This window comes from Qipengyuania zhejiangensis, from assembly GCF_035607565.1.
GTDB lineage: Bacteria > Pseudomonadota > Alphaproteobacteria > Sphingomonadales > Sphingomonadaceae > Qipengyuania > Qipengyuania zhejiangensis.
On the sequence record NZ_JAYKGO010000003.1, the window covers coordinates 1158328 to 1171639 of the forward strand.

The following is a 13312-nucleotide window of genomic DNA, read 5'->3' on the forward strand; positions in this document are numbered from 1 at the left end:
AGTCGGATCCCTTGAAGTGTTTCGCTTTCCCCGCTGCTAAGGCGGATTATCCTTTGGGGTCAAGCTCGCGATAACAAGCTTCTGCCTCGCGCGGGGCGCCGCGCCGTTCGGGAAGGGCGAGAATTTCGACCAGTTTCACGCTATTACCCAGCGGCAGGGTAAGCACATCGCCCACGCGCACATCGTGCGATCCGCGTGTGACGCGCTCTCCATTTCGGCGGACATGGCCGGATTCGACCAACTTCGTCGCGGCGCTGCGGGTGCGCAAAAAGCGCAGGTGGCACAGCAGCCGGTCGATCCTCATGCGCCCATCCGATTACCGGACCAGATCGGCCAGGGCGGCAAAGGCGCTGCCTTCGACAGGGCGAGGCTCGGCCTTGCGCTCCTGCTTGCGGCGCGACGGGCGCCATTCCCACAAGTCGGGTCGCGGCGGGCCGAACGCGCCATCGGCAAGCGGCCGGGCGCGGTGCACGCGGAACCCGGCGACGCCCAGCAGGCGCACGATGTTGCCTTCTTCCAGCCCAATCGAAATCGGCAGCGACATATCCAGCGGGAACGTGCGGTGGCGATCTTTGCCCTTGGCCTTGCCCTTCGGCTTGCCCTGCGCCTTGGCACGGGCTTCGTGGGCGGCGCGAAGGATTTTTTCGGCGAGGTCGATCCGGATCGCCTGTTCGCCAGCGGCACGGTAGCCGGCAGGCATTTTCTTGCCGCCGGGAATGGTGGGCACCATCGCTTCGTTCAGCGGTCGGCGGTCGATGCCGAGCGCGCTCAGCACCTGACGCGGCGCGGGTTTGAGCAAGGCCGGCGCAAAGATGTCGAGTGCGCCGAACGTCACCCCGATCTTGCGCAGGAACGGCCTCATCTCCTTGGGAAGATGTTCGATGCCCGCCCGTTCGCGGCTTATATAGCCATGACCGGCCAGCAGATTGAGCAGCAGCGCGCGCGCCTGCGACCCGGCATCCGGATTGACCGCTGCCTTGTGCAGCTTGTCCAGCGGATCGAGCGGCGCGAGCCTGGTGGCCAGCCAGCCCTCCAGCGCCGCAACCAGCCTCGTGCGCGCGCCTTCGGGCAGCGCCTGCACCTCACGCGAAGGATGGAGCAACGGCGTCACGGTGCCGTCGCGTGTTTCCAGCGTGGCAAGTTCCTGCCCCCTCCAGCGCAGGGTGCCGCGCGAAAGTTCGATTTCCGCGAGGTCCGACGCCGCGAGCGCTTCGGCTTTCTTGCCCAGCAGGCGCGGCAGCGCCTTTTCCGCCGCGGCCAGCAGCATCCGACGATCCTCGTGACGCGCCTGCGGATCGACGACAAAGCGAAAGCCTTCGATCGAGCCGAGGGTTTCCCCTTCGACTGTCACGCTTCCGTCGGCACCCAGTTCGATGGGCAGCATGCTGGCGTCTTCACCAAGCGATTTCATAAGGATTGCCGTTCTCCGGTTGACGAATCGTTCGGTCAGCCGCGCATGGAGCGCGTCCGAAAGTTTTGCTTCCACTGCCCGCGCGCGCGACGCCATTTCGTCACGCGCCAGCACCCAGTCGGGCCGCTGGCAGATATAGGCCCAGCTGCGAATCGCTGCGATCCGCCCCTGCAGCGTATCGATGTCACCCGCCATGTTGTCGAGTTCGGAGATTCGCGCAGCGACATAGTCGGCGCCGAGGTATCCCTGCGACAGGTCCTGCCACAACCGCGCAACGAATCGCGCGTGAACATCGGGGCCGCGCTTGCGAAAATCGGGCAGGGAACAGGCTTCCCAGAAGCGCCGCACCATTCCGGGTGTGCGAACATTGGCGCTGACCGGATCTTCGGCCAGACGCTTGAGGGTGGCGAGGTCGATAGCCTCGGGGCCAAGGCGCAGCACCGGATCCGAGGGCGAGGCCTCGAGATCGGCAATTAGCGCGGCGAGGCTGTCGAAGCGCGGTTCGGGATCGCGCCAGTACAGGTGCGTCAGGGGCGCAAAGCGATGCTCCTCGATCGCGTAAATTTCCTCTTCGGTGAATTCGGGGGAGGACCCGCCATGGTTCTGGCCGGCGAGTGTCCCGAAGGTGCCGTCGCGTTGGTGCCGCCCGGCGCGCCCGGCAATCTGGGCCATTTCGGCCGGCAACAGGCGCCTCATCTTCACGCCATCGAACTTGCCCAGCCCGGCAAAGGCGACGTGGTTCACATCGAGGTTCAGTCCCATGCCCACGGCATCGGTTGCCACGATGTAATCGACTTCGCCGTTCTGGAACAATTCGACCTGCTTGTTGCGTGTCTCGGGGCTGAGCGCGCCCATCACCACTGCGGCGCCGCCGCGAAACCGGCGCAGCATTTCCGCCACGCTGTAAACCGCCTCGGCGCTGAACGCGACAATCGCGCTGCGCGGGGGCAACCGTGAAAGTTTGCGCGGGCCGATGTGGGTCAGCGTCGAGAAACGCGGGCGGTCGGAAATTTCCGCCTCGGGGACAAGTTCGCGGACCAGGGGCGCTAGTGTGGCTGCGCCGAGGATCATCGTTTCCTCCCGGCCGCGCGTGTTCAGCAGCCGATCGGTGAAGATATGCCCGCGCTCGCGGTCCGCGCCCAACTGCGCCTCGTCGAGGGCGACGAACGCGGCATTGGCCCCGTTGCGCGGCATGGCTTCCATGGTGCAGCACAGGTAACGCGCGCCCTTGGGCTCGATCCGCTCCTCGCCGGTAATCAGCGCGACCTGCGCGTCGCCTTTGATCGCCCGGACGCGGTCATAGACCTCGCGCGCAAGCAGGCGCAGCGGGAAGCCCATGGTTCCGCTAGAATGGGCGCACATCCGCTCTATCGCCAGATGGGTCTTGCCGGTGTTGGTGGGTCCAAGGACCGCCTTGATCGCGCTGTCATGCACGCCCCCTAGGTGGCAGCGCGGCACGCGCACCGCAACCGCCCGGCGCAACCCATACTCAATTCGCCGCATTCTCGACTCGCATGGCCGCAAGTTAAGGCGGTCTTTACTTTGTTTCGGCAGGAAACGCGGGCATTGGACCCGCACGGGTCGGGCCGCTTCCCCCAATCGGGTGTGGCCAATTTCGGAGGGTCAGGCGTGTTCACGTCCCACGGGGACATTGACGGCAGCGGCGATCAGTCACGCACGGGTGGGCCCGGGCAATCGGCTGCCGCGCTCACGCACGACCAGATTCTGCCCCAGATCACCTTGCCGCGCCTCTCGTTTTCGGCCTGGGCGCAAAAGCTGTCCAGCCGCGTTGCGGAACTCGACCTCGCGCCCGATCTCGGCGCCGACATCGGCAGTCCGCGTTGGTTTCGTGGGCTTGGCACGCTTGTTGGGCTGACAATCCTCGCGCTCGCCTTCTGGCCCAGCTTTGCGCCGCTGGAGGCGGCACCGCCCGCGCATATCGATGACGCGGTGCGTGACGAATACCGCAGCCAGATGATCCTGCCGCTGGCGCTGGGCGCGGACAGCGGCCGCCACATGGGCGCAACCGCGCTGGTCGAACCGCTTACCGCCGCGCCAGAACGTCCGCGTCTGGAAATGCTCGCAACCCTTGCCCGCGGGGACAGTTTCGAGCGGATGCTGCGCCGCGCCGGGGTAGGCGCTGCCGATACCGGGGCGGTGACCGATATGGTCGGCCGCGCGATACCGCTGTCCGACATCGAATCCGGTACGCAGTTCGACATCACGCTGGGCCGACGTCCTTCGCCGGGCGAACCGCGGCCGCTTGAAAAATTGACCTTTCGCGCTCGTTTCGATCTCGAACTGGCGGTGGGGCGTCTCGATGAAGGCGGCAGTCTTTCACTGGTGAAGCACCCGATCCGGGTCGATGACACACCGCTGCGGATACGCGGTACGGTGGGCAGCAGCCTTTATCGGTCGGCGCGCGCCGCCGGCGCTCCGGCCAGCGCGGTGCAATCGTTCCTCAAGACCCTGGGATCGCAGATCAACCTCGATCGCGATATCCGTTCGACCGATACCTTCGACATGATCGTGTCGCACCGCCGCGCCGCCACGGGCGAGCGACAGGCAGGCCAGTTGCTTTTCGCCGGAATCGATCGGGCCGAGAAGCCGCGGGTGCAGTTGATGCGATGGGGCAGCGATGGCCAGTTCTACGAAGCGTCGGGCGTGGGTGAACAGCGCGGCGGGCTGGTGTCGCCGGTTCCCGGCCCGGTGGGTTCGCGGTTCGGGATGCGTCGCCATCCGATCCTGGGATACCGGCGGATGCATTCCGGCCTCGATTATCGCGCCCGTCACGGGACGCCGATCGTGGCGGTAACCGATGGCCGGGTTAGCGGGGCGGGCCGGATGGGCGGCTGCGGAAACGCGGTGCGCCTGCGCCACGACGGCGGCCTCGAAACGCGGTATTGCCATATGAGCCGGATGGCGGTGAACCGCGGGCAGGCCGTGCGCCGCGGGCAGGTCATCGGTTATGTCGGGTCCACCGGCTTGTCGACGGGCGCGCATCTTCACTACGAAATGTACCGCAACGGGCGCGCGGTCGATCCGTCCTCGGTGAAATACGTGACCCGTGCACAGTTGGCCGGTGCCGAACTTCGGCGCTTCCGCGACACCCTCGCCAAATTGCGAACGGTGGAGCCGGGGGCCGCGCTTGTCGATCTCGAGCCGACAGCTACCGAGGTCGCGAGCGAGGAACCGATGCGCGAAATCGACCGCCTGGATGCACCCAAGGCTGTCGGCTGAGATTGCGCCGGGTCGCGGCTTGCGGCACAGGTTCCATCCATGAGCAACGCATCCTATCCCGCCACGCGTCTGCGCCGTACGCGCGCAAGCGACTGGAGCCGCCGAATGCACCGTGAAACGGTGATGACTTCGGCCGATCTTATCTGGCCGCTGTTCGTTACCGGCGGCACCGGCGTGGAAGATCCGGTCGCGAGCCTGCCCGGCGTATCGCGCTGGTCGGTCGACCAGATCGCGAAACGCGCAAGGGAAGCGGTCGATCTGGGCATTCCGTGCATCGCGCTGTTTCCCAACACCCCGCCCGAAGCCCGCAGCGACGACGGGGCAGAGGCGTTCAATCCCGACAACCTGATGTGCCGCGCGATCAAGGCCGTACGCGATGCCTGCGGCAGCGATGTGGGCATACTGACCGATGTGGCGCTCGACCCCTATACCAGCCACGGGCAGGACGGGCTTCTCGATGCGCACGGATATGTCGTCAACGACGACACCGTGGCGGTGCTGGTGGACCAGGCCGTGAACCAGGCCAATGCGGGCGCCGATATCATTGCCCCTTCCGACATGATGGACGGCCGCGTGCGGGCGATCCGCATGGCGCTGGAGATGGCCGATCACCCCAATATCCAGATCATGGCCTATTCGGCGAAATACGCCTCGGCCTTCTACGGCCCGTTCCGCGATGCGGTGGGCTCCGGCGGACTGCTTAAAGGCGACAAGAAGAGTTATCAGATGGACCCGGCGAACGGCGACGAGGCCATGCGCGAAATCGCCATGGACATCGCCGAGGGTGCCGACAGCGTCATGGTGAAGCCGGGCCTTGCCTATCTCGACGTGATCTGGCGCGCCAAAGAGCGCTTCGGCGTACCGGTTTTTGCCTACCAGGTGAGCGGCGAATACGCCTTGATCGAAGCGGGCGCAGCTGCCGGGGTGGCCGACCGCGAGGCCTTGCTGATGGAAAAGCTGATCTCCTTCAAACGCGCCGGATGCAGCGGGGTTCTCACCTATCATGCGCCTTTGGCGGCGCGCATCCTCAATGGCTGAGTTCCGTCACGAGACCGAACGCCTGATCATGCGCGACTGGCGCGATGAGGATTGGCCACGTTTCTGGGAAGCGACCAACACGCCGGCGGTCATGCGGTGGCTGGGCGGGGTTTGCGATGCGGCCAAGCGGCAGGGGGCACAGGACCGGCTGCTTTCCTATGCCCGTGAACACGGACACACTTTCTGGGTGATCGAGCGCAAGGACGATGGTGAAATACTGGGGTTCTGCGGCCTGAAACGCTGCAACCAACAGGGCGGGCCGATCGGAATGATGGAGGCTGGCTGGCGCCTGCGCGAGGACGCGTGGGGCAAGGGTTACGCCAAGGAAGCCGCGATGGCCTCGCTCGACCTTGCCTTCGGCAGGTTCGCGGCGGACGAGGTGGTGGCGCTCACCGTCAACGGTAACGAGGGAAGCTGGGGCCTGATGAAGCGGCTCGGAATGCGACGCCGCGAAGACCTGGACTTCGCCAGCGCGGATTTCGACCCGGATAACCCGGTCATCATCGTCTATTCGGTCGATCGCGCCGCGTGGGAATCGATCAATGGCTGACATCGTTGCCGAAACCGATCGCCTGATACTCCGCACGATCGACGAAGGCGATGCGGCCGAACAATTCCGCCTGCTCAACACGCCGGATGTGATGGCGCGTCTCGGTGGGACCAAGGAACTGCACGAGATCGAGGCGAAGCACGCCCGTTCGATGGCCCTCTACGCGCGCGAAGGCTTCAGCTTCCTTTTCATGATCGAGAAGTTCAGCGGCGAAATGGTCGGCCACTGCGGAATGAAGCGTGTCGATCATCCCCGCGCGCCCAATCAGGGGGATCATGAAATCGGCTGGCTTGTTCGCCAGGATCGCTGGCGGCGCGGCTATGCCGAAGAAGCGATGCGTGCGGTGATCGACTGGGCGTTTACGCGGATCGGCGCGCCGCATGTCGTCGCGTTGACCAGCGAAGCGAACGTGGGAAGCTGGCACCTGATGGAAAAGCTCGGCATGGTGCGGCGAAGGGATCTCGACTTTTCCGATCCGGACTATCCGCCCGAAGACAACCCCACGATCCAGTACTCGCTCGCCGCAGAGCAATGGGAGAGCACACGATGACCGCGCAACGCCCCGGTGTCACCATCATACCGATCCACGGCCACACGCCGAAAATTCACGATTCCGCGTTTGTCGCGCCCGGCTGCACGATCATCGGCAATGTCGAGATCGGGGCCGATAGCTCGATCTGGTACAATTGCGTCCTGCGCGCCGATGTAAGCCGGATCGTTATCGGCCAGCGCAGCAATATCCAGGACGGCAGCGTGTGCCATTGCGATCCCGAACGTCCGGGCGATCCCGATGGTTCACCGCTGATCATCGGCGACGATGTGCTGGTTGGTCACATGGCCATGGTGCACGGTTGCACGATCGAGGACCGCGGTTTCGTGGGGTTGGGGGCGATCGCCATGAACAAGTCGGTGATCGGTTCGGACGCGATGCTGGCTGCCGGTGCGATGCTGACCGAAGGCAAAGTCATGGGCCCGCGCGAGCTATGGGGCGGCCGCCCCGCGCGCAAGATGCGCGATCTCGACGAAATGGCGATCATGGGAATGCGCATCGGCGTGGCGCATTATGCCGAGAATGCCAAAGCCCACGCGGCCGCAATCGATGAAGCGACCAAGGGCTGACTTCCCCGACCCCGAGGCGCTGTTATCGCTGGCCGACGCCGAAGGACGGCTCGCAATCCGCGTGACGCCGGGGGCGCGAACCCAGGGGATTGCTGTCGAAGGCGGCCGCGCCGTGGCAAAAGTGCGCGCGAAACCACAGGACGGCGCAGCGAACGAAGCGGTTCGCAGACTGATCGCCTCCGCGCTCGGCATCGCGCCTTCAGGGGTGGAGTTGTTGCGCGGCGCAACTTCTCGCGAGAAGCTGTTCCGTATCAGACCTGCGGCTTGAGATAACCGACCATGTGCGGCAGCAGATCCGCCTTGCCGATGGCCACGCCGTGCATCCGCATGATCGCGTAGGCGGTGCTGGTGTGGAAATAGAAGTTGGGCAGCGCCCAGTCGCGCGCATACTGATCGGCCGAAAGGCGGAAGGTCATTCCATTTGGCAACGCCATGTCGAATTCCTCGTCAGCAGCGATAAAATCGCCGGGCTGCACCGTGTCGAGCATGGCCAGGGTTTCTGCGATCCGGTCCTTCGCATCGGCAAGGCTTGCGGGATCATCGTCGTGTGAGGTGAAATCGCGCTTGGCCAGGCGGACCAGCCCTTCGCCCGGAAAATTCGCGACGAAGCGGAATTGGGTGGCCAGTGGGAACATGTCTTGCGCCAGCCGTTCCGCCAGGAGCGCATCGCCCTTGGAATGCGCGGCGGCCTTGTCGATCATTGCGGAAAGCGCGCGCAGGGTGTTGCGCCACGTCGGCACGATCAGGTCATAGGTTGTCATGTGAATCTCCCGGTTCCCGGCTACGCCTAGCCGCGACGGTCCGGGCGTCAATCCCTCACCAGAGCGCGCAGGGATTCGATCCGGTCCGCTTCGTGCGCGGGCTTGTCCCAGCGAATGCGGTGGATACGCGGAAAGCGCATGGCGAGGCCGGACTTGTGACGCTTGCTTTCATGCACGCTGTCGAACGCCACCTCGAACACCAGGGTCTTTTCGGTTTCGCGAACAGGTCCAAACCGGTTCACCGTGTTCTGCCGCACATGGCGATCGATCTTCTTGAGTTCCTCGTCGGTGAAACCCGAATACGCCTTGCCCACCGGCAGGAGGTCCGCGCCCGAATCCGGATCGCCGTCCCAGCATCCGAACGTGTAGTCCGAATAGAAGCTCGAACGTTTGCCGCTGCCGCGCTGGGCATACATCAGCACGCAATCCACCAGCAGCGGGTCTCGCTTCCACTTGTACCAGAAGCCGACGCGCCGCCCCGCGATATAGGGGCTGTCCCGCCGCTTGAGCATCAGCCCTTCGATGGCATCGTCACGCGCGCCTTCGCGGATTGTCGCAAGATGGCCGAAGTCATCCGCCTCGACCACCTGGCTTAGATCGAAATGGCTTTGGGGCAGGCGCGCCATCAGCGCGTCGAGCCGTAACCGCCGCTCGCTCCACGCCCGTTCGCGCAAATCCTCCCCCTCGACGATCAGTGCATCGTAGAGGCGCACGAACGCCGGGTATTCGCCCAGCATCTTCTTGCTCACGGTCTTGCGGCCAAGCCGCTGTTGCAGCGCGTTGAAGCTTGCCGCACCGCCCGCTTCGCCGCCCTGGGTCGATCCGCGCACCAGCAATTCCCCGTCGAGGACTGCGGGGAACGGCAGGGCATCGAGGAGTTCGGGAAAGGTGGCGGAAATATCGTCGCCCGATCGCGAATAGACCCGCGTCTCGTCGCCTGCCCGGACCAGTTGCACCCTGATGCCGTCCCACTTCCACTCGGCGGCATAGTCCGCCAGGTCGACCACGGTATCGTCCAGCGGATGGGCCAGCATGAACGGCCGGAAGGTCGGCAGATTTTCGGTGTCCGGCGGTTCGACCCCGTCGGCGGCCCAGGCGAACAGTTCGGGGTAGGGCGGCTGGAGCCCGTGCCAATATTCCTCGACCTCGTCGACCGACACATCGAACGCCTGCGCGAAGGCGGTCTTGGCAAGGCGCGATGAAATTCCGATCCGCATTCCGCCTGTGGCCAGCTTGAGCAAGGCATAGCGACCCGACGAATCCAGCCTGTCGAGCAGTTTGGGCAGTTCGGACACCACGCTCTTGCGGGTCATATTTCCCAGCGCGCCCACCACCTCGTCGATCGTCGGGGGCGGGGCGATGGCCGCCCGATCGGGCGGTTCGGGCCACAGCAGGCTGGCGGTTTCCGCCGTGTCGCCCACGAAATCGCGGCTCAGGGTCCACAAGACGGGATCGACCCGCTCCGCCATCAGGTTCCGGATTGTCGAGCTTTTTACCGACGGGAAATCGAGCCCGTCCGAAAGGGCCGCCAGCGCCCACCCGCGGTCATCGGGGGATGCGCTGCGCAGGTATTCCGCGATCAGGCGCAGCTTTTCGTTGCGGGAACGGGTGTAAACCAGCGCATCGACGAGGGCGGCGAACTCTTCCATGCCCTAGTCGTCCTCGTCCTCGTAACCGACCAGCGCCAACGCACGCGCGCGGCGTTGGTGGAGCTGGCACCAGCGCAGCAGCGCATCCTCGCGCCCGTGCGTGATCCAGTTCTCCTGCGCGCCGACCTCTTCGATCGTGCGCGTCAGTTCGCCCCAGTCGGCATGGTCCGAGATTATCAGCGGCAATTCGACGTTCCGCTGGCGCGCGCGCTGGCGTACGCGCATCCACCCGCTTGCCATGGCGGTGATCGGATCGGGAAGACGCCGGCTCCAGCGGTCGTTAAGGGCAGATGGCGGGCACACGACCACCGCGCCGCGCATGTCGTCTTTCGCGTAATCCGAAACCAGGCGCAATTCGCCCAGGTCCACGCCATGCTCTTCATAGAGACGGCACATCTTTTCCAGCGCACCGTGGAGATAGATCGGGGCCGTGTGCCCCGCCGCGCGCACTTCCGCGATAACACGCTGTGCCTTGCCAAGGGCATAGGCGCCAACCAGCACACAGCGTTCGGGATGGGCAGCGAGCCGGTCGAGCAGTTTGGCCATTTCGTCCGCGATGGGCGGGTGCGTGAACAACGGCAGGCCGAAGGTCGCTTCGGTGATGAAAATGTCGCACGGCGTGACTTCGAACGGGGGGCACGTGGGATCGGGGCGGCGTTTGTAGTCGCCGGTTACGACAACCCGCTCACCGGCATGTTCGAGCAGGATCTGGGCGCTGCCGAGCACGTGTCCGGCGGGGATGTAGGTCGCATCGACGCCGCCCTTCAGGCGGATGGTTTCGCCATATCGGACAGGCGTTGCGCCCCCGTCAGTCGCGTAGCGCAACTTCATGATCGCCAGGGTTTCGGGCGTGGCGACGGTCTGGCCATGCCCGCCGCGCGCGTGATCGGCATGTCCGTGCGTCACCAGCGCGCGATCCGCCGGGCGCGACGGGTCGATCCAGCAATCGGCGGGCACGACGTGTATCCCGTGCGGTTCGGGACGGATCCAGGAAAAAGGGGCTGCCATTCCCGATTCAAGCGAGAGCGAGCGCAAGCGTTCCCGAAAGGATCATCCGCCGGTGGGTTTCAGCCGGTCCATCATCTGGCGAAAGCCGGGTTTCTGTCCGGTTGCCAGCAGGCTCGCGCGGAACAGGCGACCGAGGAAAATGACCTCCAGCACCACGAACGCGGCCAGCACGATCCCGGCGCCGATCAATTCCCACACCTCGATCCCGATCCCCAACCGCGCCAGCACGGCAAACGGGGTCCAGAACGGAATCCATGTCAGGAGCTGGACCAGGAACCCGTCCTTCCCGGCGACGATCGAATTGAGCAACAGCGTGATCGGCAGGATGATGCCCAGCAGGATTGGCATCAGATAGCCCTGCGCCTCGCTCATCGAATCGGCCATCGCGCCAACGGCCACGAACAGGATCGAGATCGCGATATAACCCACGATGAAAAAGTAGATCATCGCGATGATGGCAACGGGCGACGTCAGCGGTTCCAGCGCAGGGCGGATCATGTCGGCAATCGCGCCCTGGGTGAAGAAGACCGCTACTGCGGCGCATCCCAGCCACACCGCGATCATCGACAGGCCGACAGCCAACGCCCCCAGCAGCTTGCCGTACATCAGCTCTTCCGGCCGCACGCAGGCGAGGAGCGATTCGATCAGCTTGTTCGAGCGTTCCTCCACCGATCCTTGCAGCATCCAGCTGCCGGACAGCATCAGGCTCATCATCAGGATATAGGCCAGGGCAAGGGGCACGATCGAGCGGATGAGCATGGATTCGCGCGCCCCGCCGCCGGGCGGCGGCGTGGTCACCGAAATTGCCGGGGCCGCCGACTGGATGGCAAGGGCCGTTTCGCCGGAAAGTCCCTGCTGCGTCAGCAGGCGCTGGCGCAGGTCGGCGGTCAGCACGTCCTGCAACGGGGTTACGAAGTCAGCACTGGGCTGTTCGTTGGACCACAGCCTGACGGTGGGGTCGCGGGGATAATCGGCCCCGATCATCAGGACGATATCGGCGCCGCCTGCTTGATCGTTCCCGTCCGCTTTAAGCATCGCGTCCACGGCATCCTGCAGCGCGTCCCCTTCCAATCCCATGATCTGCGGATCGGCTGGCGAGAACGCATAGGCGGGCTCGTGCGTTTCGAATTCCGGGGTTTCCGCCGCCCGGACCGCGTCGATCTTGCGGATGGCTTCGTCCACGCCGCCGCCCTCGCGAAAGGCTGCCACATCGGCGGCGGTGTACCACCGATCGAACTGGGCCCAGGGCGCCTGCGGGTCCGCCTCTTCCAGATTGTGGCGACGCACATAGCGCGACAGATCGCCGATCACGTGGCGGTCGCCTTCCAGTGCGAAGCGATCCTCGATGGCCTGCGCGGTTTGCCCGCCAGAACGGTCCATCACGACGACGCGTTCGGATTCGTCTTCTTCAAGGCTGCCGGCGAACAGTGGACCCAGCGCAAGAGCAAGGGGCAGCAGCAGAAGTGTCAGCCAGAAGCTCTTCATTGCGGCAGTCTGGCGAAATTCGCGCGCGGCGATCAGCAGGATGTTGTTGTTCATTGCTCGACCCCCTCGTCGCCGACCATCTGGACGAAGACATCGTGCAGCGAAGCGCGGTGCTCTTCAAACTGGCGGAGCGCGATTGCCTGCGTGGTGCAGGTTTCCAATACGTCCGCGGCGCTGACGCCCGGCACAAGCTGCAGGTCGTAGCGTGTCCAGCCATCACCCAGGTCTTCCAGCGCATCGGCGCGGGCGACGCCGCGAACCGCCGCGATCTGGGGGCGGGCGGTTGCCGTGATACGGGCTGGCAGGCTGGCCCTTGCTTCGTCGAGTGTTCCCTCGAACCGTTTGCTTCCGCGCCGAAGCAGCAGCAGGCGGTCGCACAGGCGTTCCGCGTGCTGCATGACATGGGTGGAAAAGATCACGGCGGCACCACGCCGTGAAGCGCGCAGGATTTCATCCTCCAACAGCCCCTGGTTGACCGGATCGAGGCCGGAAAAGGGTTCATCCAGCATCAGCAACTGCGGGCGGTTGACGAGCGAGCAGGCCAGCTGGACTTTCTGCGCCATGCCCTTGGACATGTCCCCGATGTTGCTTTTCGCCCGGTCGGCCAGCTCGAAACGTTCGAGCAGCTCCATCCCGTGCTGGCGCGCATCCCCGGGGTCCATTTCCTTGAGGCGACCGAAATAGACGATCGCGTCGATGGCCTTCATGTTGGAATAGAGCCCGCGTTCTTCGGGCAGGAAGCCGATGGCCGCCGCGTTGCGCCTGTCGGGCGTGCTGCCGAGCACTTCGATGTGACCGGAGGTGGGACGGATAATGTCGAGCATCATCCGCAAGGTCGTGGTCTTCCCAGCGCCATTTCCGCCCAGAAAGCCGAAGATTTCCCCTTCCTTCACGGAGAAGGAAAGATCGTCCACCGCCAGGAAATTGTCGAACCGCTTGACCAGGTTTTCGACCTGCAGGACAGGCATTAAGCATTCCTCCCGAGTACCGGCCGTAGCAGTAGGGCGGGAAGGCGCAGCGCTCAACCTATTCCGGTTAAACGCAAAAACAG

13 protein-coding genes are annotated in these 13312 nt (G+C 64.8%); 6 read left to right on the forward strand and 7 right to left on the reverse strand.

From position 1 onward, the window contains the following. Positions 1-46 precede the first annotated feature (46 nt). Together VR863_RS13385 and VR863_RS13390 are read right to left on the reverse strand one after the other, a co-directional pair. Positions 47-304, reverse strand: coding sequence for an RNA-binding S4 domain-containing protein (locus VR863_RS13385; RefSeq protein ID WP_324828967.1), 258 nt, complete (start codon positions 302-304; stop codon positions 47-49). Between the two features lie 12 nt (positions 305-316). Further along, positions 317-2845 carry a helicase-related protein gene (locus VR863_RS13390; RefSeq protein ID WP_324828968.1) on the reverse strand — a complete coding sequence of 843 codons (2529 nt, stop codon included), beginning with the start codon at positions 2843-2845 and terminating at the stop codon, positions 317-319. A gap of 132 nt (positions 2846-2977) precedes the next feature. Here VR863_RS13390 and VR863_RS13395 point away from each other — a divergent pair, with 132 nt between their 5' ends. Genes VR863_RS13395 through VR863_RS13420 form a run of 6 tightly spaced genes read left to right on the forward strand, consistent with a single transcriptional unit; the run spans position 2978 to position 7626 of the window. Beyond that, a complete protein-coding gene (locus tag VR863_RS13395) occupies positions 2978-4651 on the forward strand; it encodes a M23 family metallopeptidase (RefSeq protein ID WP_324828969.1) in 1674 nt (557 codons plus the stop codon). 39 nt (positions 4652-4690) lie between these two features. After that, positions 4691-5689 carry a porphobilinogen synthase gene (gene hemB, locus VR863_RS13400; protein WP_324828970.1) on the forward strand — a complete coding sequence of 333 codons (999 nt, stop codon included), beginning with the start codon at positions 4691-4693 and terminating at the stop codon, positions 5687-5689. After that, positions 5682-6239, forward strand: a complete 558-nt coding sequence (locus VR863_RS13405) for a GNAT family N-acetyltransferase (protein WP_324828971.1) — start codon at positions 5682-5684, stop codon at positions 6237-6239. The genes hemB and VR863_RS13405 overlap by 8 nt, the downstream gene beginning before the upstream one ends. Further along, the gene (locus VR863_RS13410; RefSeq protein WP_324828972.1) at positions 6232-6789 is read left to right on the forward strand and encodes a GNAT family N-acetyltransferase; all 558 of its coding nucleotides are present in this window, start codon (positions 6232-6234) and stop codon (positions 6787-6789) included. Before VR863_RS13405 ends, VR863_RS13410 begins: the two co-directional genes overlap by 8 nt. Further along, complete coding sequence (locus VR863_RS13415; RefSeq protein ID WP_324828973.1) at positions 6786-7358, forward strand: gamma carbonic anhydrase family protein; 573 nt, start codon at positions 6786-6788, stop codon at positions 7356-7358. The genes VR863_RS13410 and VR863_RS13415 overlap by 4 nt, the downstream gene beginning before the upstream one ends. Further along, entirely contained in the window at positions 7339-7626 is a 288-nt protein-coding gene (locus VR863_RS13420; RefSeq protein ID WP_324828974.1) for a DUF167 domain-containing protein, read from the forward strand. The genes VR863_RS13415 and VR863_RS13420 overlap by 20 nt, the downstream gene beginning before the upstream one ends. Here the strand turns inward: VR863_RS13420 and VR863_RS13425 are convergent. From VR863_RS13425 to VR863_RS13445, 5 genes are read right to left on the reverse strand one after another with little or no spacing between them, the layout of a single operon-like run. Continuing rightward, positions 7610-8119 (reverse strand): DUF1993 domain-containing protein, encoded by a 510-nt coding sequence (locus VR863_RS13425; RefSeq protein ID WP_324828975.1) that lies wholly within the window; start codon positions 8117-8119, stop codon positions 7610-7612. The genes VR863_RS13420 and VR863_RS13425 overlap by 17 nt on opposite strands. 47 nt (positions 8120-8166) lie before the next feature. Beyond that, the gene (locus VR863_RS13430; RefSeq protein ID WP_324828976.1) at positions 8167-9768 is read right to left on the reverse strand and encodes a cisplatin damage response ATP-dependent DNA ligase; all 1602 of its coding nucleotides are present in this window, start codon (positions 9766-9768) and stop codon (positions 8167-8169) included. A gap of 3 nt (positions 9769-9771) precedes the next feature. Further along, complete coding sequence (locus VR863_RS13435; protein WP_324828977.1) at positions 9772-10776, reverse strand: ligase-associated DNA damage response exonuclease; 1005 nt, start codon at positions 10774-10776, stop codon at positions 9772-9774. 42 nt (positions 10777-10818) lie between these two features. Beyond that, a complete protein-coding gene (locus tag VR863_RS13440) occupies positions 10819-12315 on the reverse strand; it encodes an ABC transporter permease (protein ID WP_324828978.1) in 1497 nt (498 codons plus the stop codon). Next, positions 12312-13229, reverse strand: a complete 918-nt coding sequence (locus VR863_RS13445; RefSeq protein WP_324828979.1) for an ABC transporter ATP-binding protein — start codon at positions 13227-13229, stop codon at positions 12312-12314. Before VR863_RS13445 ends, VR863_RS13440 begins: the two co-directional genes overlap by 4 nt. Between the last annotated feature and the right edge of the window lie 83 nt (positions 13230-13312).